The 18238-nt window shown below is 71.3% G+C and carries 20 protein-coding genes; 3 read left to right on the top strand and 17 right to left on the bottom strand.

Going from position 1 to position 18238, the window contains the following annotated elements; all coding sequences use genetic code 11:
- Positions 1 to 29 precede the first annotated feature (29 nt).
- Positions 30 to 971 (bottom strand): SMP-30/gluconolactonase/LRE family protein, encoded by a 942-nt coding sequence (locus tag AAG827_RS05860; RefSeq protein ID WP_341924921.1) that lies wholly within the window; start codon positions 969 to 971, stop codon positions 30 to 32.
- Positions 968 to 1390 carry an NUDIX domain-containing protein gene (locus AAG827_RS05865; protein ID WP_341924922.1) on the bottom strand — a complete coding sequence of 141 codons (423 nt, stop codon included), beginning with the start codon at positions 1388 to 1390 and terminating at the stop codon, positions 968 to 970. The genes AAG827_RS05860 and AAG827_RS05865 overlap by 4 nt, the downstream gene beginning before the upstream one ends.
- 31 nt (positions 1391 to 1421) lie before the next feature.
- Here AAG827_RS05865 and AAG827_RS05870 point away from each other — a divergent pair, with 31 nt between their 5' ends.
- Positions 1422 to 2372, top strand: coding sequence for a glycosyl hydrolase family 18 protein (locus tag AAG827_RS05870; protein WP_341924923.1), 951 nt, complete (start codon positions 1422 to 1424; stop codon positions 2370 to 2372).
- A 75-nt stretch (positions 2373 to 2447) separates the two neighbouring features.
- Here AAG827_RS05870 and AAG827_RS05875 read toward each other — a convergent pair whose 3' ends face one another.
- The 11 genes from AAG827_RS05875 to AAG827_RS05925 form a co-directional block, all read right to left on the bottom strand.
- Positions 2448 to 2819, bottom strand: coding sequence for a hypothetical protein (locus AAG827_RS05875; protein ID WP_341924924.1), 372 nt, complete (start codon positions 2817 to 2819; stop codon positions 2448 to 2450).
- Between the two features lie 57 nt (positions 2820 to 2876).
- Positions 2877 to 3791: a hypothetical protein gene (locus AAG827_RS05880; protein ID WP_341924925.1), complete on the bottom strand. Its 915-nt coding sequence runs from the start codon at positions 3789 to 3791 to the stop codon at positions 2877 to 2879.
- A gap of 166 nt (positions 3792 to 3957) precedes the next feature.
- Positions 3958 to 4359: a YjbQ family protein gene (locus tag AAG827_RS05885; RefSeq protein ID WP_341924926.1), complete on the bottom strand. Its 402-nt coding sequence runs from the start codon at positions 4357 to 4359 to the stop codon at positions 3958 to 3960.
- On the bottom strand, positions 4359 to 5105 hold the full coding sequence (locus AAG827_RS05890) for a DUF3105 domain-containing protein (RefSeq protein ID WP_341924927.1): 747 nt from the start codon (positions 5103 to 5105) through the stop codon (positions 4359 to 4361). Before AAG827_RS05890 ends, AAG827_RS05885 begins: the two co-directional genes overlap by 1 nt.
- On the bottom strand, positions 5105 to 5404 hold the full coding sequence (locus tag AAG827_RS05895; protein WP_091111919.1) for a thiamine-binding protein: 300 nt from the start codon (positions 5402 to 5404) through the stop codon (positions 5105 to 5107). The genes AAG827_RS05890 and AAG827_RS05895 overlap by 1 nt, the downstream gene beginning before the upstream one ends.
- Before the next feature lie 68 nt (positions 5405 to 5472).
- Entirely contained in the window at positions 5473 to 5976 is a 504-nt protein-coding gene (locus AAG827_RS05900) for a SigE family RNA polymerase sigma factor (protein WP_341924928.1), read from the bottom strand.
- Positions 5963 to 7312 (bottom strand): hypothetical protein, encoded by a 1350-nt coding sequence (locus tag AAG827_RS05905; protein ID WP_341924929.1) that lies wholly within the window; start codon positions 7310 to 7312, stop codon positions 5963 to 5965. Before AAG827_RS05905 ends, AAG827_RS05900 begins: the two co-directional genes overlap by 14 nt.
- A gap of 98 nt (positions 7313 to 7410) precedes the next feature.
- On the bottom strand, positions 7411 to 8382 hold the full coding sequence (locus AAG827_RS05910; RefSeq protein ID WP_341924930.1) for a glycosyl hydrolase: 972 nt from the start codon (positions 8380 to 8382) through the stop codon (positions 7411 to 7413).
- 130 nt (positions 8383 to 8512) lie between these two features.
- Entirely contained in the window at positions 8513 to 11182 is a 2670-nt protein-coding gene (gene acnA / locus AAG827_RS05915) for an aconitate hydratase AcnA (protein ID WP_341924932.1), read from the bottom strand.
- Positions 11183 to 11394: 212 nt separating this feature from the next.
- Positions 11395 to 12522: a TRAM domain-containing protein gene (locus tag AAG827_RS05920; protein WP_341924933.1), complete on the bottom strand. Its 1128-nt coding sequence runs from the start codon at positions 12520 to 12522 to the stop codon at positions 11395 to 11397.
- A 10-nt stretch (positions 12523 to 12532) separates the two neighbouring features.
- The gene (locus tag AAG827_RS05925; RefSeq protein WP_341924934.1) at positions 12533 to 14575 is read right to left on the bottom strand and encodes an APC family permease; all 2043 of its coding nucleotides are present in this window, start codon (positions 14573 to 14575) and stop codon (positions 12533 to 12535) included.
- 46 nt (positions 14576 to 14621) lie between these two features.
- Between AAG827_RS05925 and AAG827_RS05930 the strand changes: the two genes are divergently transcribed.
- Both AAG827_RS05930 and AAG827_RS05935 read left to right on the top strand, forming a co-directional pair.
- Positions 14622 to 15284: a TrkA family potassium uptake protein gene (locus AAG827_RS05930; protein ID WP_309649659.1), complete on the top strand. Its 663-nt coding sequence runs from the start codon at positions 14622 to 14624 to the stop codon at positions 15282 to 15284.
- A 3-nt stretch (positions 15285 to 15287) separates the two neighbouring features.
- Complete coding sequence (locus AAG827_RS05935; protein ID WP_341924935.1) at positions 15288 to 15956, top strand: TrkA family potassium uptake protein; 669 nt, start codon at positions 15288 to 15290, stop codon at positions 15954 to 15956.
- Positions 15957 to 16028: 72 nt separating this feature from the next.
- On the opposite strand, the gene AAG827_RS05940 is transcribed toward AAG827_RS05935, so the two are convergent.
- Genes AAG827_RS05940 through dut form a run of 4 tightly spaced genes read right to left on the bottom strand, consistent with a single transcriptional unit; the run spans position 16029 to position 18226 of the window.
- Positions 16029 to 16751: a DUF3159 domain-containing protein gene (locus AAG827_RS05940; protein WP_341924936.1), complete on the bottom strand. Its 723-nt coding sequence runs from the start codon at positions 16749 to 16751 to the stop codon at positions 16029 to 16031.
- Positions 16748 to 17104 (bottom strand): OB-fold nucleic acid binding domain-containing protein, encoded by a 357-nt coding sequence (locus AAG827_RS05945; RefSeq protein WP_341924937.1) that lies wholly within the window; start codon positions 17102 to 17104, stop codon positions 16748 to 16750. Before AAG827_RS05945 ends, AAG827_RS05940 begins: the two co-directional genes overlap by 4 nt.
- A 16-nt stretch (positions 17105 to 17120) precedes the next feature.
- Positions 17121 to 17753 (bottom strand): DUF3710 domain-containing protein, encoded by a 633-nt coding sequence (locus tag AAG827_RS05950; protein ID WP_341924938.1) that lies wholly within the window; start codon positions 17751 to 17753, stop codon positions 17121 to 17123.
- Entirely contained in the window at positions 17750 to 18226 is a 477-nt protein-coding gene (dut, locus tag AAG827_RS05955; RefSeq protein WP_341924969.1) for a dUTP diphosphatase, read from the bottom strand. The genes AAG827_RS05950 and dut overlap by 4 nt, the downstream gene beginning before the upstream one ends.
- Between the last annotated feature and the right edge of the window lie 12 nt (positions 18227 to 18238).

Consider the following 18238-nt stretch of genomic DNA (forward strand, 5'->3'; position numbering starts at 1 on the left):
TACGGGTCCGTCGGCCGTTCACCGATCCGTCAGCGCTCCAGCACGGCGACCGCGCCCTCGTGGAGGCTGCCCATCCACACCCGTCCCTCGTGCTCACGCACCCCGGTGACCATGTGATAGCTCACACCGCTCTCCTGCGGGTCGACGTCGAGATCGTGGACGAGCGTGCCGGCGCTGTCGTAGGCCTGGACGCGGACGGTGTGCTTCGGCTTGGGCTGCAGCGCCTCGGGGATCTTGGTGACCAGCTTGCGCAGCGCCATCGGCGCCGTCTGGAGCCGCTCGACGACGGGGTCCAGCGGGCTGGCGATCGAGACCCAGATGAGCCCGTCGCTGCCCCGGGCGATGTTGTCGGGATAGCCCGGGAGGTTGGAGCACAGGAGGTCGCGCATGCCCTTGCGGTCTCCGCTGATCCAGCGGCGTACGACGGTGCGGCCCGCGGTCTCCGCGACGCACACGAAGTCCTCGTCGGCCGAGAGCGCGACGCCGTTGGCGAAGGCCAGCCCGTCGAGCACGACCTCGATGGTGCCGTCGGTGTCGAGCCTCATCAGCCGACCGGTGCGGGTGTTCTGCACGAAGTCGTCCTTCCACTTCTCGATGCCGAACTTGGTGGAGGAGTCGCTGAACCACACCGTGCCGTCAGCGGCGATGGCGGCGTTGTTGCAGAAGACCATCCTGGTGCCGGCCACGCTGTCGGTGATGGGCTCGATCGCCCCGCTGGCGGTGTCGATGCGCAGCAGGCCGACGTGCGCGTCGCAGACCAGGAGCCGGCCGTCGGGGTCGATCTCGATGCCGAGGGGTCGGCCGCCGGTGTGGGCGACCCGGTCGACCTTCTGCCCGTCGTGGCTGATCCGGAAGATCGCACCGTCCTCGGTGCCCGTGAAGACCGCGCCCTCGTCCCGGCCGCTGGTGCCGACGACGACGTCCTCCGCGCCGGGGCCGGGGACGGGGAACACGCGCAGGGTCGAGGTCATGGGGCCACCTTGGCGTAGATCGAGGACGCGAGGAAGTCTCGCAGCGTCAGGCGCGCCGACGCGGTCAGGTCGAGGGTGGTCGCGACCTGTGGGTCGACGAAGACCATCTGGCGCCCCTCGTGGCACTCGACCTCGGTCAGGTCGGTCCCCGCGGTGTAGAGGCAGAACTCGTCGATGCCGCCGCAGGCCTCGCTCCAGAAGCGGAACTCCCCCACGAGCTCGAGCGTCCCCGGCTCCAGTCGCACCCCGGTCTCCTCCTCGAGCTCGCGGTAGGCCGCCTGCTCGTAGGTCTCCCCGGGCTCGACGCCACCACCCGGGTAGCCCCAGCAGTCGGGATCGATCCGCGGCTGGGAGTCCCGCTCCTGGAGCAGGATCCTGCCCGCCGGGTCGACCAGGGCGACACTCGCGAAGTGGTGCATGTCGCCAACCTAGCCATGCGAGGGTGGCGAGGTGCTCTCGCTCCTGGCCGCTGCGCTCGCCGCCGTCCTGTCCGTCACGGGCTTCGCCCTCGGCAGCGCGACCGACCGGCTGGTGGCCGACAACGCACGCGGGCTGACGACGCTGAGCGTGGCCGGGGTGAGCATCACCGCGGACGGTGCGTGGGTGACCCGCCCGACCGCCGACGTACGACGTCTGGCGGGGACCGCCCGTCGGGAGGGGCTGCGCTCCGAGCTGCTGCTGAGCAACTACAGCAACCGCCAGGGAGGATTCGACGAGCGCGCCGCGCACCGGCTGCTGAGCAGCCCGACCCACGTCGACCGCGTCGCCCGACGGATGGCCGGCTTCGTCCGGGCCCAGGGCTGGAGCGGGGTCAACGTCGACCTCGAGCTGGTGCGACGGGCGGACGCCGCAGGACTGGTGCGGCTGGTGCGGGCGCTCCAGTCCGCCATGCCCGAGGCCCGGACCGTGTCGATCGACGTCAGCGCCTCCACCAGCCTCGCGGCCTACCGCTCACGGGGCTACCGGATGGCGGCGCTGGGTCGCGCCGCCGACACGGTCGTGCTGATGACCTACGACCTGCACGGCCCGACCTGGTCCGGCCCCGGCCCGATCGGCCCGACCGACTGGCAGCGGCGTGCGGTGGAGGCCGCCCTGGAGGCCGTGCCCGCCGACCGGCTCGACCTGGGCGTCGCCGGCTACGGCTACACCTGGCCGCGTGGCCGCTCCGGCGGGACCGTCACGGTGGCCGGCGCCCGCCGCCTGGTCCGCTCCGACGGCGCGACGGCCGTCTGGAAGCCGGGCTACGGAGAGTGGCGCGCCGAGCTCTCCAACGGCACCGTGCTCTGGTGGTCCGACGGGCGCTCCTTCGACCGCCGCGTCGCGCTCGCCGAGGAGCTCGGGCTGCACGGTGTGGCGCTCTGGCGCCTCGGCTCGGCCGACCGGCTTCCTGGGCGGGGCTGATCGGTCCGCTTCCTCAAGGGATGCAGGCGAACTGCTACTCACCGCCCACCCGACCCTCCGACGACCGATCAGCCCTCAGAGCCGCGCGACGTAGCGACGCCCCCGCACCGCGTCCTCCACCAGCCCGACCGCACGCCGGATGCCCATCAGTCGCGCCTGCTCGAGCTGGAGCGTCTGGAGCGCGGCCTCGATGACCTCGTCGCTGGCGACCTCGCGGAACGACGCGCGCGCCTCGCTGAGCCCACGACGGCACGCCGCCTCGTTGGCCTCGACGTGGAGCACCGCGAAGCGTGCGAGCACCACCACGTGACGCCGCAGCCCGACGTAGGTGCGGTAGTCGGCCGGGCAGAGGTCGAGCAGCCAGGCGGCGGCGCTCGCCTCCCAGTCAGGGGCGTCCGGCGGCCGGACCTCGCGCGGCCAGCCCGGGGGTGCGACGAGGGGCTTCATCGCCCCAGTCTAGTCGAACACCTGTTCGATATGACGCATCCGCCGACACCGATCGGCTCAGGCGGTCGGCACCCGGTAGATCGTGATCTCCTCGATCTCCTCGGAGCCCCGCTCGCGGTCGAGCTCGGCGACCTGGACACCCGGCACCAGGTCGTCGACCGTGCCCTCGTCGGAGCGGCTGGCACGGTCCTCGGGGTCGTCTCCCCCGTCGTCGCCCTCCCCGTCGCCGTCCTCGGACTCGGCGTCCTCGATCTCGATCTCGGTGTCCTCGGTGACCAGCCCGGAGATCTCGGCACCCGACTCGGTCAGCACGACCAGCAGGCCCGACGCCGCGTCGAAGGAGGAGATGGCGCCGAGGAGGTCCCCCTCGTCCTCGTCGCTGCGACCGTCCCCGTCACTGTCGTCGACGCAGGAGTCCTCCAGGGAGTCGTCGTCGTCCTCGTTGCTCGTGCCGTCCTCGTCGTCGTCCTCGTCCCCGTCGGGGGTGCCGTCGTCGTCGGAGTCGGCATCACCGACGCGCAGCCCGAAGTCGTTCTCGTCCTCGTCGTCGATCGCGTCGGAGTCACGGTCGTCGTCGTCGAGACGGCAGGCCTCGCTGGCGTCGTCCTCGTCCTCGTTGTCGACCTGGTCGCGATCGGAGTCCTCGTCGCCGTCGCGGGTGCCGTCATCGTCGGTGTCGGGGTCAGTCACGTCCGTCGACGGCGTGCCGTCGGCCACCTCGTCGCCGTCGTCGTGGCCGTCGTCGTCGCTGTCCTCGTCACGGATCCTGGCGCCGAGGCGGTACTCCCGCAGGTTCGTCAGCCGGTCGGCGTCGAAGTCCTGCCGAGCATCTGCCCCACGGTGGGGGTTCATCCCGTGGCTGCGCTCCCAGCGGTCGGGGATCCCGTCGCCGTCGGTGTCGCGGCGCGCGCCAGGCGTGGCGCCGCTCACCCCGGTGAACGCACTCGAGACGAGCAACGTCGTGACGGTCAACGCGGACAGGCTCAGCGAGCACTTCAAGGACAAGGTGGACTCCCTCTGGATTCGGGCTCGACGACCCCCGCGGGGGATGACCGAGGCTACCGAGCCGATCGGCCACCGCAGGCAGGATCGGAGGCATTGTCCGAAGCGGTCCAGTCGTCCTGGCTCGCGAGTGCCGTCACCCGACGAAGCTGAACCGCACCTCACGCTCGGGGTTGTCCAGGTTGAGGTCGACCAGGCACACGCTCTGCCAGGTCCCCAGGGCCAGGCGTCCACCGATCACGGGCACCGTCACCGTCGGGGGCACGATCGCCGGCATGACGTGGGAGCGTCCGTGCCCGGGCGAGCCGTGCCGGTGCCTCCAGCGGTCGTCGGCCGGCAGCAGGTCGCCGAGCGCCGCCAGCAGGTCCGCGTCGGACCCGGCGCCGGTCTCGATGATCGCCAGCCCCGCCGTCGCGTGCGGCACGAAGACGTTGAGCAACCCGTCGCCGCGTCCCTGCACCATCTCCGCGCAGTCCCGCGTGAGGTCGAGGACCACCTCGGCGCTGCCGGTGCGGTAGGTGCGGGTCTGCGAGGTCATCATGCGCTGGTCCCGCCGTCGGGACGCAGGCCTCCGGCACACGACGCCAAGGGCTCCGGGGCGGTCTCCCCCGCGCCGAACTCGCGGATGAACATCTCCAGGCGGGGGTCGTCTGCACCGGTGAGCTCCAGCTGCCGCTCCCAGACGGTGACGACCACAGGGGCCCGCAGGTCCCCGTAGGGCGACAGGATGCCGTTCTGCGGCAGCACCTCGGCCAGCGCGTCCACCTCGTCCTGGTCGAGGCCGGGCTCGTAGGTGATCCACACGGTGCCGTGCTCGAGGTCGTGCACGACGTTGGCCTCCGGGACCGGTGCGTCGTAGACGCCGCAGTCGAGCCAGGCCGGGTTGTGCGGGCCACCGACCGCCGGCGACTGCTCGTAGATGATCTCGCCGTCGTCGTGGGTCGTCGGCAGGTCCTCGAAGACCTCGACCGCGTCGAGCGTCCTGTCGACCGCGACCCGCTCGTCCTCGCGGCTCGCGCTCACCGCGAGCGGCACCAGCACGGCCAGCGCGATCACCAGCACCGCGCCCACGACGCCGAGCACGATCGCGACCTTCTTGCCCTGGCCGGGCGGTGGCGTCGGCGACCAGCCCGGCGGTGGACCCTGCGGCGGCGGGCCCAGCGGGACGCCGTACGGCGAGGCCGCGGGCGGCGGGCCGGCAGGCGGCGGGCCGGCGACGGGTGGCGCCCATCCCGGCGGTGGGCCCTGGGGCGGACCGGGAGGCGGCGGAAGCTGCTCGGACATCAGTCCTCCAGTGCGCGCTCGAGGCGCTCGACCTTCGCGGTCATCTGGTCGGTCCAGCCGGGGCGGATGTCGGCCTTGAGGACGAGCCCGACGCGGGGCGAGACCTCGGCCACGACGTCGACGGCACGCTTGACGACCGCCATCACCTCGTCCCACTCCCCCTCGATGTTGGTGAACATCGCGTTGGTCTCGTGGGGCAGCCCGGACTCCCTGACCACGCGGACGGCCGCCGCGACGGCCTCCGAGACACCTCCGGTCTCGTCCCCGGACGTCGGGCTGATGCTGAAGGCGACGATCATGGCGCCACCGTAGCCAAGTGCCCTGAGCCCCGTGCGTGCGGCAGCCACGGCGAGCCGCACGACGACTCTCACCCGCGGACGACCGACGGCTCCTCGACGAGTGCCGGCAGGTCACGGCGCAACCGGGCGAGGGCGTCTCGCGCCTGGGACTTCACGGTGCCGACGGCGATGCCGAGCGCCTCCGCCGTCTGCGCCTCGGTCAGGTCCTCGAAGTAGCGCAGGACCACGACGGCCCGCTGCCGGGGAGGCAGCGCCCGCAGCGCCCGGCGCAGGTCCTCGCGGTCCTCGGCACCGCTCTCCCGGGCGGCGCTCTCGGGCACCTCGTCGGTCGTCACCTCACGCCAGCGTCGACGTCTCCAGCGCGACACGCTCTCCCGCACGAGCACCTGCCGGACGTAGGGCTCGGGTCGGTCCCGGATCCGACGCCAGTGCGGCACCACCTTCACCAGCGCCGTCTGCAGCAGGTCCTCGGCGTCCTCGACCTGCCCGGTCAGGAGGTAGGCCGTGCGCAGCAGCGCCGCGCGCCGGGCCACGACGAACTCCTCGAAGTCCTGCTCGTCAGACGCGGGCACGGCGCCTCCACCACAGCAGGGCCACGCCCACGACCAGGAGGGCCAGCGAGACGACGACGAGCCGCACCCAGGGCGCCACGACCGACGGCGGCTCGGGAGCGTCGAACGTCGGAGCGGTGAGCGCGTCCGCCGCGACCACCGTGCTCGGCGACCAGGTGACCGAGGGCAGCAGCACCAGCCGCTCGGTCTCCCCGGTCGTCACGTCGATGGACACGTAGGCGCCGGGCCGGTAGGTGAGACCCACCACGTGCTGCTCGTCGCGCCAGCCCAGCAGCTCCGCCACGCCCTCTCCCGGGACGACCTGCGTCGGGACCGGGACCTCCGAGCCGAGCACACCGGCGCGGACGACCTTCGGCACCCCGGAGGTGACCGTCCCCCGCCCGTCGAGGTCGGCGAGCACGGCCACGCGCCGACCCGTCGGGTCCACGACCGAGGCGCCCTCGGTGGCCACGTCGAGGCGCCACCGCTCGGCGCTGCCGTCCGACGGCTCGACGACCTCCACCGCGCGCTCGCGAGACCTCACCAGACGGGCGCCGGCGTGCGTGGCGGCGGAGAGGTCGGCATCGACGAGCTCCGGGTGCTCGGTGACGACGTCGCTCGTGACGTCCCAGAGGACGGGGGGCGCTCCTGTCGACGAGGCCGTCCCTGCACCGCGTGGGGCGCCCTCGGTGAACTGCCCGTAGTCGGCCCACAGCCGGTCGCCGGCGAAGACCAGGCCCCCCACGTCGAGCCCGTGCTCCGTCGGCACCTCGTGGCGGAGCACGTCGCCGGTGACGGTGTCGAGGACGGCGATCCCGACCACGGGATCACCGCCGAAGTAGTTGGCCTCGCCCTCCGGCTCCCCCGCCACCCAGTAGCCCACGAAGCGACCGTCGGTCGAGAGGGCGAGCTGGTCCTCCTCGCCGAGGCTGCGCGGCGCGACGTCCGGCAGGTCCAGGAACGCGTAGTCGCCGGCCGCACCCACGCCGACCAGCGCGTTGCTCGCCGTCCCGCGCCAGGTCTTGCGCTCCGCGCCGAAGACCGCGACGAGCGGGCCGACCGGTCCCACGTCGTCGGTGCCGGGCAGGTAGGGGCTCGGCGTGAAGAGCCGGTCGGGCAGCCGCAGGGACGCGGATGCGTCGGCCGGCGCGACGTCGTACGACGCACTCGGCAGCACCCAGGTCCCGACCGACCCCAGCGCCAGCAGCAGGACGACCACGAGGGCACCCGTCTCGAGACGACGACGTCGTGCGTAGCGCCGTCCCTGCTGCCACAGCCCCGACGCACCGGACGTGTCCCCGGTGCCGTGCGGTGCGTCGTCGGCCAGGTCTGCCAGCCGGTCCGCGAGCGTGCTCATGGTGCCTCCCGAGTAGTCGTCACCGAGGAGTACGACACGTGACCCGTGGAAGGAGGGGTCGAGCCAAAGACTATTTCACGAGCGCGCCGGAGAGGCTCTCAGTAGGTCGCGAGGCCTGCGCGGAACGCCTCGAAGGCCGCCGGGCTGGAGTCGATGCGCCAGTCGGCCTCCTTGAGGTGGCTGAACCACGTGAAGCCGGTGAGGCCCTCGGGCCTGGTCGCCAGCGTCGCGAACATGTCGCGGATCCAGGCGGCCTTGTCGCCGCCGACCTCGGGCGCGCCGACCTCGCCGATGATGATCGGCTTGCTGGTGAAGGAACGCACCTCGCCGTAGCCGTCGTCGAAGACGTCCAGGAAGCTCTGCCAGGTGGTGCCCGGCAGCAGCCCGCCCCAGTTGTAGCCGTCGAGGGCGACGGTGCTCACCTGGGCGTCCCCGGGATAGAGCGACGCCAGCGGCGTGCTGCCCGGGTAGGGCACGTTGGGCGACCACGACCAGGCGACGTTCGCGGCCTTCTGCTTCGTGAAGATGCCGCGGACCCGCTTCCATGCCGCGACGTAGTCGGCGGCGGTGTTGCCGTTGACGCCGGCGGCCCAGGGATACCAGGTGCCGTTCATCTCGTGGGCGAAGCGCAGCGTCACCGGCTTGCCGTAGGCCCGTGCCTGCTTGGCCCAGGCCGTGACGTAGCCGTCGTGCAGACCCGCGGCGATCGCCTTGAGGGAGTACGTCGGCTGGTCGGTGCCCCGGGCCGGGTCCCACGGCTCCCAGGTGATCACGGGCGTGGCGCCGAAGGCGGCGACGGCGGCCGCCTGCTGGGTCGGGAAGCCGGTGCCCCGCGACCAGGCGTCGTACCACATCACCTGCGTGGGGCGGCGCCCCAGCCGCGCGGAGAGGTCCTCCAGCGACGCCATGTTGCCGGGCGCGTCGGGCAGGCTGACCGCGAAGGTCAGGGCAGGCAGGGTGGCGGCGCGCGGGACCAGCGGCCGGGCGGAGGCCTGCCCGTGGACAGCGGCGAGACCCGTCGCCAGCGCGACCACGAGGGCGCGCGTCAGCCAGGTCAGGAGGAGGGGCACCGGACCAGACTGAGGGATCTGCGCGCGACGGACGAGGAGGACGACCGATCGGGCGCCACTGGTCTAGCCGAAAGGACGACGCGAGCACCCCCGGTCGGGGATGCTCGCGTCGTCGGGCGCTGCGGGTGGATCAGGCCTTGCGCAGGTTGCGCAGGACGTACTGCATGATCCCGCCGTTGCGGTAGTAGTTGGCCTCGCCCGGGGTGTCGATGCGGACGACCGCGTCGAACTCGACGCCGTCGGCCTTGACCTTGACGGTCTTGGGCGTGCGGCCCTCGTTGAGCTCGGTGACGCCCGTGATGGTGAACGTCTCCTCACCCGTGAGGCCGAGCGACTCGGCGTTCTGGCCCGCGGGGTACTGCAGCGGGAGGACGCCCATGCCGATCAGGTTGGAGCGGTGGATCCGCTCGTAGGACTCGGCGATGACGGCCTTGACGCCGAGCAGGGCGGTGCCCTTGGCGGCCCAGTCGCGCGACGAGCCGGAGCCGTACTCCTTGCCCGACAGGACGACCAGCGGCGTGCCGGCGGCGACGTAGTGCTCCGAGGCCTCGAACACCGAGGTGACCTCGCCACCGGCGGTGAAGTCGCGCGTGACGCCGCCCTCGGTGCCCGGAGCCAGCTGGTTGCGCAGCCGGATGTTGGCGAACGTGCCGCGGATCATGACCTCGTGGTTGCCGCGGCGCGAGCCGTAGGAGTTGAAGTCACGCTGCCCCACGCCGTGCTCGGCGAGGTAGTGACCCGCAGGCGAGTCCTTCTTGATGGCACCGGCCGGGCTGATGTGGTCGGTGGTGACCGAGTCGCCGAGCTTGAGGAGCACGCGGGCGCCCTCGATGTCGGTGACCGCCTCCGGCTCGTCGGGCATGCCGTCGAAGTAGGGAGGCTTGCGGACGTAGGTGGACTCGGGGTCCCACGCGAAGGTCTTGCCCTCGGGGGTGGGCAGCGCCTGCCACTGGGCGTCGCCCGCGAAGACGTCCTCGTAGCCCTTGTCGAACATCTCCGAGGTGATCGCGCTCGCGATGACCTCCTCGACCTCGCTCGGCGTGGGCCAGATGTCCTTGAGGAAGACGTCGTTGCCGTCCTGGTCCTGGCCCAGCGCGTCGTTGAAGAGGTCGAGGTCCATCGACCCGGCCAGCGCGTAGGCGACGACCAGCGGCGGGGACGCGAGGTAGTTCATCTTGATGTCGGGGTTGATCCGACCCTCGAAGTTGCGGTTGCCCGACAGCACCGAGACGACCGCGAGGTCGGCCTCGTTGACCGCGGCGGAGACCTCGGGGATGAGGGGGCCGGAGTTGCCGATGCAGGTGGTGCAGCCGTAGCCGACGAGGTTGAAGCCGAGCTTGTCGAGGTAGGGCGTGAGGCCGGACTTCTCGTAGTAGTCCGAGACGACCTTGGAGCCGGGCGCCAGCGTGGTCTTGACCCACGGCTTGCGCTGCAGGCCCTTCTCCACGGCCTTCTTGGCCAGCAGGCCGGCACCGATCATCACCGAGGGGTTGGAGGTGTTGGTGCACGACGTGATCGCCGCGATCGTCACCGCCCCGTGGCCGATGGTGTGCTTGGCGCCGTCGAGGTCGATCTCGGCGGTGGCGTCGGGGTTGTCGGTGTAGTCCTTGAGCGCCTCGACGAACGCGGGGCCGGCGTTGGTGACCTCGACCCGGTCCTGCGGGCGCTTGGGGCCGGCCAGCGACGGCACGACGGTGGCCATGTCGAGCTCGAGCTTCTCGGAGAAGCGCGGCTCGGCCTCGGGGTCGTGCCAGAGGCCCTGCTCCTTGGAGTAGGACTCCACGAGCGCGAGCTGCTCCTCGGAGCGGCCGGTGAGGCGGAGGTAGTCGATGGTCTGCTGGTCGATAGGGAAGACCGCGATCGTCGAGCCGAACTCCGGGCTCATGTTGCCGATGGTCGCGCGGTTGGCGAGCGGCAGGACCGAGACACCGGGGCCGTAGAACTCGACGAACTTGCCGACGACGCCGTGCTTGCGCAGCATCTCGGTGATCGTGAGGACCAGGTCGGTGGCGGTCGCGCCCTCGGGCAGGTCGCCGCTCAGCTTGAAGCCCACGACGCGCGGGATCAGCATGGAGACCGGCTGGCCGAGCATCGCGGCCTCGGCCTCGATGCCGCCGACGCCCCAACCGACGACACCGATGCCGTTGACCATGGTGGTGTGGGAGTCGGTGCCGACGCAGGTGTCGGGGTAGGCCTGCAGCTCACCGTCCACCTCGCGGGTGAAGATGGTGCGGGCGAGGTGCTCGATGTTGACCTGGTGCACGATGCCGGTGCCCGGGGGGACGACCTTGAAGTCGTCGAAGGCACCCTGGCCCCACCGCAGGAACTGGTAACGCTCGCGGTTGCGCTCGTACTCGATCTCGACGTTGCGCTCGAAGGCGCCGGCGGTGCCGAACACGTCGGCGATGACGGAGTGGTCGATGACCATCTCGGCCGGCGCCAACGGGTTGATCTTGGCGGGGTCGCCGCCGAGGTCGGCCATCGCCTCACGCATGGTGGCGAGGTCGACGACGCACGGGACTCCGGTGAAGTCCTGCATCAGCACCCGCGCGGGCGTGAACTGGATCTCCTTGTCGGGCTCCGCGTCCGCGTCCCACCCGGCGAGCGCCTTGATGTCGTCGGCCGTGATGTCCGCGCCGTCCTCGGTGCGGAGGAGGTTCTCCAGCAGCACCTTGAGGGAGAACGGCAGGCTCTCGACGTCCAGGCCCTCCCCGGTGACCGCGTCGAGGCGGAAGATCTCGTAGGACTTCCCGTCCACGTCCAGCGTGCTCTTGGCGCCGAAGCTGTCCTGACTGGCCATCAAGCCGTCTCCTCGTTGAGTCCTGTGGGTTGCTCCGCCCATCTTGCCCACGTGACGGTGGGCCGGGGTAGTAAGGCATGCCTTACTCGCAACTCAGTTTGTCTTGACATCAAGATACATGATGTCGAGTCATTCCTCAACGGCGCGCCGGGCCGTACGCCGAGTCGGCGCGATGGTGCAGCCCGTACGCCGAGTCGGCGAGGGGTGGACCCTCAGCGACGCGTCAACAGCGCGACGCACTCCACGTGGTGGGTCATCGGGAAGAGGTCGAAGGCGCGCAGCTGGGTGAGCTCGTAGCCGTGCTCGGCGAAGATCGCCACGTCGCGGGCCAGCGCGGCCGGGTCGCAGGCGACGTAGGCGACGGCCCGAGGGGCGCGGTCGACGACCTGCTCGACGACCGCCCGCTTGGCGCCCTCGCGGGTCGGGTCGAGGACGACGAGGTCGAAGGGCTCGTCGTACTCGTGCGCGAGGACCCGGTCGACGAGGCCGGCCGTGGTCTTGATGCCCGGCGCGTTGGCGCGCGACTGCTGCGAGGCGGTCGGGTCGGACTCGATGGCGACGACGCGGCCGGTCTCCCCCACCGCGTCGAGCAGGAACCGCGCGAAGAGCCCCACGCCGGCGTAGAGGTCGAGGGCGCGCTCGCCCGGCTGCGGCTGGAGCATGTCCATCACGGTCTCGACCAGCACCGCCGGCGCGCCCGGGTGGACCTGCCAGAAGCCGTCGTCCTCGACGATGAACGCGTGGGGACCGACGACGTGGTCACTGGGCTCGCGCGCCTCCAGGAGGCACTCGTCGATCTCCACGACCTCGTGGGAGCGGTGCTTGCGCATCCCCCGCTTGCCGTCGGGCAGCTCGACGTAGCGCTGGCGCGTGCGCCAGTGGAGCCCTCCGACGTCGCCGGGCACGGCCTCGACCTTGACCTCGACATCGAGCTTGGCGAGGCGCTTGAGCTGCTCGCGCACCACGTCGGCCTTGAGCGCACGCTGGCGCTTGAGCGTCACGTGCTGGAAGTCGCAGCCGCCGCACAGTCCGGGACCCGCGACCGGGCACGGGGCGGGGACGCGGTCGGGCGAGGCGTCGAGGACCTCGACGGCGTCACCCCGCCAGAAGCGGTCGCCCTCCGTGCCCTCGGTGATCTCGACGACGACCCGCTCACCGGGCAGCGCGTGGCGGGTGAAGACCACCCGCGAGACCGGCTCGGGCAGCCGGACGATGCAGTGGCCGCCGTGGGCGACGGGGCCCACCTCGGCCTCGAAGCGCTGGCCGACCATGCTGGCGCCGCGGCTCTGCTTCTCCCGGGTCTGACCGTGGCGGGGGCGGCGGCTGGACTGGCGTGTCATGGAAGGTCCTCTATCGGGGGATCTGGCGGTCGGAGCGGTCGTCGACGTTGCCACGACGCAGGTCACCGGGACGCACCCGGGTGTCCTCGCGCAGCTCGCGCTCGCGGGCGATCTCGGAGGACCGCAGCTGGTAGGGCACCGAGGTGACCATGACGCCGGGGGTGAACAGCAGCCGGCCCTTGAGTCGCAGCGCGGTCTGGTTGTGGAGCAGCTGCTCCCACCAGCGGCCGACGACGTACTCCGGGATGTAGACCGCGACGACCCCGCGCGGGTTGGCCTTGCGGATCTCGGTGGCGTACTCGACGATCGGCCGGATGAGCTCGCGGTAGGGCGAGTGGAGGACCTTGAGCGGCACGTCCATGCGGCGCTCGTCCCACTCCTCCAGCAGCCGGTTGGTCGCCTCGGAGTCCGTGGCGACGTAGACGCCCTCGAGCACGTTGGGGCGGGTGGCCTTGGCGAAGGCGAGCGCCCGCAGGGTCGGCTTGTGCAGCTTGGAGACCAGGACGATCGCGTGCACCCGGGTGGGCATGACCTTGTCCTCGTCGTCGGCGGCGAGCTCCTCGGCGACCTTGTCGTAGTGGATCTTGATGCCCTTCATCACGGCGTAGAAGAAGAGCATCGCCAGGATCGTGATCCAGGCACCCTCGAGGAACTTGGTGACCAGGACGATCACCAGCACCACCGCGGTGAACGTGAGGCCGATCGCGTTGATGGCCCGCGAGCGGATCATCCGCGCCCGCTTGGCCGGATCGGTCTCGCTGGCCAGGTGCCGGGTCCAGTGCCGGATCATCCCGAGCTGGCTGAGGTTGAAGGAGACGAAGACGCCCACGATGTAGAGCTGGATGAGGCGCGTGACCTGGGCGTCGAAGGCCAGGATCAAGATGATCGCCATGACGGCGAGGAAGACGATGCCGTTGCTGTAGGCCAACCGGTCGCCGCGCGAGCCCAGCGCACGCGGGGCGAAGCCGTCCTTGGCGAGGATCGAGCCCAGCACCGGGAAGCCGTTGAAGGCGGTGTTGGCGGCGAGCACCAGGATGATCCCGGTGACCGTGACCACGAGGTAGAACCCCGGCGGGAAGTTGTTGAAGACCGCGTCGGCGATCTGGGCGATCACCGTGTGCTGGTCGTAGCCCTCGGGGAGCGGCTCGCCGTTGCGGGTCAGCCGGTCGAGGTCGTGCGGGTCGACGTAGCGGATGCCCATCTGCTTGGCCAGGACGATGACGCTGACCATCATCGTGATCGCGATGACGCCGAGCAGCAGCAGCGTGGTGGCGGCGTTCTTGCTCTTGGGCCGCTGGAAGGCCGGCACCCCGTTGGAGATGGCCTCGACCCCGGTCAGGGCCGCACAGCCGGACGAGAACGCCCGGGCCAGCAGGAAGAGCAGCGCGAACGTCGTCAGCGGGCCGTCGAGCCCCGGCTCGGGCGTGATGGAGAGCCCCGCGCTCTCGACGTCGGGCAGCGTGCCAAGCGCGAGCTGGGCCAGGCCGTAGAGGCACATGCCGAGGATGGCGACCATGAAGAGGTACGTCGGCACCGCGAAGAACGTGCCGGACTCCCGGATGCCGCGCAGGTTCATCGCCATCAGCACGACGACCAGGACGGAGCCGAAGACGGCCTCGTGGCCGCTCAGCGCGGGGATGGCCGAGGCGGCGTACTGAGCCCCCGAGGAGATGGAGACCGCGACCGTGAGGACGTAGTCGACCAGCAGCGCGCTGGCGACCGTGGTGCCGGCGTTGACGCCGAGGTTGACCGTGGCCACCTCGTAGTCGCCGCCACCGCTGGGGTAGGCGTGCACGGTCTGCCGGTAGGACGCGATGACGGCGGCCATGACGAGGGCCACCGCGATGGCGATCTTCCACGACCAGACGTACTGCGCCGCGCCGGCGAGCGAGAGCATGATGAAGACCTCGTCGGGGGCGTAGGCCACCGAGGAGAGCGCGTCGCTCGCGAAGACGGGGAGCGCGATCCGCTTGGGAAGAAGGGTCTCCCCCAGCTGGGAGCTCCGCAGCTTGCGTCCCAGGAGTATTCGTTTCGAGACGTCGCCGACACCCACAGGCCGCAACAGTACGGCACGGATCAGCTACGAGTACGGTGACGTCGTGCACGTCGTGATCATGGGTTGTGGCCGGGTCGGTTCGACCCTCGCCCGCAGCCTCGAGGACCGCAACCACACCGTGGCCGTCATTGACAGCGAGCCCGACGCGTTCCGACGCCTCGGGCCCGGATTCAACGGCGACAAGGTGACCGGCTACGGCTTCGACCAGCAGGTCCTCGAGAAGGCCGGCATCCGCCGCGCCGACGCGTTTGCCGCCGTCTCCAGCGGCGACAACTCCAACATCATCGCCGCGCGGGTCGCGCGCGAGACGTTCGGGATCCAGCAGGTCGTCGCCCGCATCTACGACCCCGGCCGCGCCGAGGTCTACCAGCGCCTCGGCATCACCACGGTCGCGACGGTCAAGTGGACGGCCGACCAGGTGCTGCGCCGGATCCTGCCGGTGGGTGCCGAACCCGACTTCCGCGACCCGTCGGGCACCATCCGGCTCGACCAGGTCCCCGTCCAGGAGCCCTGGATCGGTCACCGCACGATCGCGTTCCAGGAGCAGTCCCGGAGCCGGATCGCCTGGATCGACCGCCTCGGCGAGGGCATGCTGCCCACGCGCGAGTCAGTCATCCAGGAGGGCGACCTGCTCCACCTGGTGATGCGCGAGGAGAACGCCGCTCACGCCTACCAGGTCATCGAACGCGGACCCGAGGAGTCGTAAGAGATGCGAGTTGCGATCGCCGGAGCCGGCGCTGTGGGACGTTCCATCGCGCGTGAGCTGATCCAGAACGGTCACGAGGTCCTCCTCATCGACAAGAACCCCGGCTCCATCCACCCCGAGCGGGTGCCGGACGCGGAGTGGCTGCTGGCCGACTCCTGCGAGCTCTCGTCGCTCGAGGAGGCCCGTCTCGACAAGTGCGACGTGGTCATCGCGGCGACGGGTGACGACAAGGCCAACCTGGTCACCTCCTTGCTCGCCAAGACCGAGTTCGGCGTGCCGCGCACGGTCGGTCGGGTCAACCACCCCAACAACGAGTGGCTCTTCACCGAGGCGTGGGGCGTCGACGTCAACGTCTCGACCCCGCGCATCATGTCGGCGCTCGTGGAGGAAGCCGTGACGGTCGGCGACCTGGTGCGGCTCTTCACCTTCCGCCAGGGCAACGCCAACCTCGTGGAGATGACGCTGCCGGTCGACTCGCCCTACGTCGGCAAGCCCAGCGGCCTGATCCCGCTGCCCGACAACTGCGCGCTGGTCACGATCCTGCGCGACGGCCAGGTCTACGTGCCCGACCCGGAGCAGCCGGTCGAGGCCGGTGACGAGCTGCTGTTCGTCGTGCCCGACGTCGGCGAGGACGAGCTCGAGCGCCTGCTGGCGCCGGGCACGCACGGGTGAGACCCACGGACTCGTCGTGGTCCTTCGGCGACGCCGGGGCCTCGTGGGCTCCCCCGCCGGCGTCGACCTAAGCTACGTCGGGGACTGACCGGGCTCGAGTCGCGTCGACGCCACCGGGGTGGCGTTGCGCGAGAGCAGCCAGACCATCGCGGCGAGTGCGGCCAGCTGGAGGGGCCAGCCCAACCCGACCTTCATGACGCCGAGGGCCGCGATGGCCGTGTCGGCGTCCATCGCACCGGACCGACCGGCGAACCACACCGGCGCCTGGGCGGCCACGCGCAGCGCGCAGGGCAGGGCGAGCAGCCAGGTGAGCTTGGTGCACAGCCGCACGACCTGACGATCGGCGTGCCAGGCGGTGGGGTCACCGGTGACGCTGCCGACCATGAAGCCCACCAGCGGCCAGCCGATCAGGCAGGTGAAGCCCAGGAGCACGGTGTAGCCGGAGTTGTAGATCAGCCCGGGCAGGAAGTAGGCCAGCGCCTGCTCGTCCTCGCTGCCGCCGCGACTCGCGGCGATCCGCACGAAGAGCCAGCCGATGCCGATGCCGAAGATCGCGTTGAGCACGAACTGCGTGGTCGAGCGCTGGACCAGCCGCACCACGAGCATCGCCACGGCCGCAGCGATGCTGATGACCAGGGCCAGGACCAGCTCACGGGTGGTCAGCCACATGACCGTGAACATGAGGGTCGGGACCGCCGCCTCGACCATCCCGCGCCGGCCTCCCAGCGCCTTGGACAGCTGGGTGCGCACGACCTCCTCGACCGTCGCGACCGACGGCTGGGGCTGCTCGGTCACGGCATGAGCTCGTAGCGCGGGTTGTAGATGATCCGCACCCCGTCGTGGGCGCCGATGCGGCCCTGGACCTGGATGGAGCGTCCCGGCGAGATGCCGGAGATGCGACGACGACCGAGCCAGACGACGGTGATGACCCCGGTGCCGTCGTAGAGCTCCGCCTCGAGGGCCGGCACCCCGCCGCGCGGCCGGAGCGTCACCGTACGCAGCGTGCCGCGCAGCCGGACGATCTCACGGTCGGGGGCATCGACGATGCAGTCGACGCCGACGCCGCCGCTGTAGGTCTTGCGCAGGTCGCGGGCGTGGGCGTCGTCGTTGTTGGCCCACTTGCTGATCGTGCGGCGCAGCTTGCTCATCGTCGGCCCCGGGTCGTCAGGCGGTCGGAGGCTCGACGCGGCGGGCGTTCTCGGGCATGACCACCGGCAGGGCCTCGCCGACGGGCATCGCGTGCGCACCCCGGCGTACGGCGACCTTGGCGATCGTCTCCTCCCAGGCGGCCGACGACTCGGGGTCGATGGCCGGGCGACCCAGCAGGGTCGCACGCAGCAGCCAGCGGGAGCCGTTGACGCCGATGATCCGCGAGGGCTGGGCACCCTTGGTGCCGTCGGGCTGCTGGATCACGATGTGGCAGAGCAGCTCGGTGCCGAAGCGGCCCTCGCGCTCGGTGGCCGTGCCGCCGCGCGACTCCATGTCGGCGGCGATCTGCGGGCGGACGTCAGCCCAGAGGTCGCCGTTGCGGGGCGCGGAGAAGGCACGGAGCTCGACGGCACCGTCGGCGCCGGCCAGCACGACCGACTGCACGTTGCCCGAGGCCTCGTCGACCTGGAGGCGCAGCTCGCGGCCGGGCTCAGGGGTGAGGACGAGGGAGCCCAGGTCGACGCGGTCGATCCCGTCGTCGGTCAGCTCCTCGGCGTCGAAGGGACCCGCCGGCACGCTCACCTCGTCGGTCACGTCCTCCACCGCCTCGGTGGTGGTGTCGACGTCGGACTTGCGGCGGAACTTCACGAACTGTCTCCTCGAGGTGTGGGGCGGCCGAAGCCACCAGTAGAACCGTAACCCCCGTCTCCTCGCACACTGGCGGGGAGTTCCCCGACCTCCGTGAAGGCGGCCCGCTCGAAGCGTTGGATCACCAGCTGCGCGATCCGGTCGCCGCGTCGCAGCTCGATCGCCTCGGTGCGGTCGTGGTTGATGAGCAGCACCTTGATCTCGCCGCGGTAGCCCGCGTCGACGGTGCCCGGGGTGTTGACGATCGAGAGGCCGTGGCGGGCCGCGAGGCCCGACCGCGGGTGCACCAGCGCCACGAAGCCGTCGGGCAGCGCGATCGCGATCCCGGTCGGCACCAGAGCCCGCTCCCCCGGCCGGAGCGTCACGTCCACGGTCGTGAGCAGGTCGGCTCCGGCGTCGCCGGGGTGGGCGTACGACGGCAGCGGGAGGTCGGCGTCGAGCCGGACGACCTCCACGGCCACGGTCGCGGGCACGGTCGGTGGCGC

Origin of the sequence: Nocardioides psychrotolerans, assembly GCF_943371775.1 — a bacterium.
GTDB lineage: Bacteria > Actinomycetota > Actinomycetes > Propionibacteriales > Nocardioidaceae > Nocardioides > Nocardioides psychrotolerans_A.

Coding starts and splice junctions, on each gene's coding strand:
- AAG827_RS05860 (WP_341924921.1), bottom strand. CDS start 971: ATGACCTCGACCCTGCGCGTGTTCCCCGTCCCCGGCCCCGGCGCGGAG.
- AAG827_RS05865 (WP_341924922.1), bottom strand. CDS start 1,390: ATGCACCACTTCGCGAGTGTCGCCCTGGTCGACCCGGCGGGCAGGATC.
- AAG827_RS05875 (WP_341924924.1), bottom strand. CDS start 2,819: ATGAAGCCCCTCGTCGCACCCCCGGGCTGGCCGCGCGAGGTCCGGCCG.
- AAG827_RS05885 (WP_341924926.1), bottom strand. CDS start 4,359: ATGACCTCGCAGACCCGCACCTACCGCACCGGCAGCGCCGAGGTGGTC.
- AAG827_RS05890 (WP_341924927.1), bottom strand. CDS start 5,105: ATGTCCGAGCAGCTTCCGCCGCCTCCCGGTCCGCCCCAGGGCCCACCG.
- AAG827_RS05895 (WP_091111919.1), bottom strand. CDS start 5,404: ATGATCGTCGCCTTCAGCATCAGCCCGACGTCCGGGGACGAGACCGGA.
- AAG827_RS05905 (WP_341924929.1), bottom strand. CDS start 7,312: ATGAGCACGCTCGCGGACCGGCTGGCAGACCTGGCCGACGACGCACCG.
- acnA (WP_341924932.1), bottom strand. CDS start 11,182: ATGGCCAGTCAGGACAGCTTCGGCGCCAAGAGCACGCTGGACGTGGAC.
- AAG827_RS05920 (WP_341924933.1), bottom strand. CDS start 12,522: ATGACACGCCAGTCCAGCCGCCGCCCCCGCCACGGTCAGACCCGGGAG.
- AAG827_RS05935 (WP_341924935.1), top strand. CDS start 15,288: ATGCGAGTTGCGATCGCCGGAGCCGGCGCTGTGGGACGTTCCATCGCG.
- AAG827_RS05945 (WP_341924937.1), bottom strand. CDS start 17,104: ATGAGCAAGCTGCGCCGCACGATCAGCAAGTGGGCCAACAACGACGAC.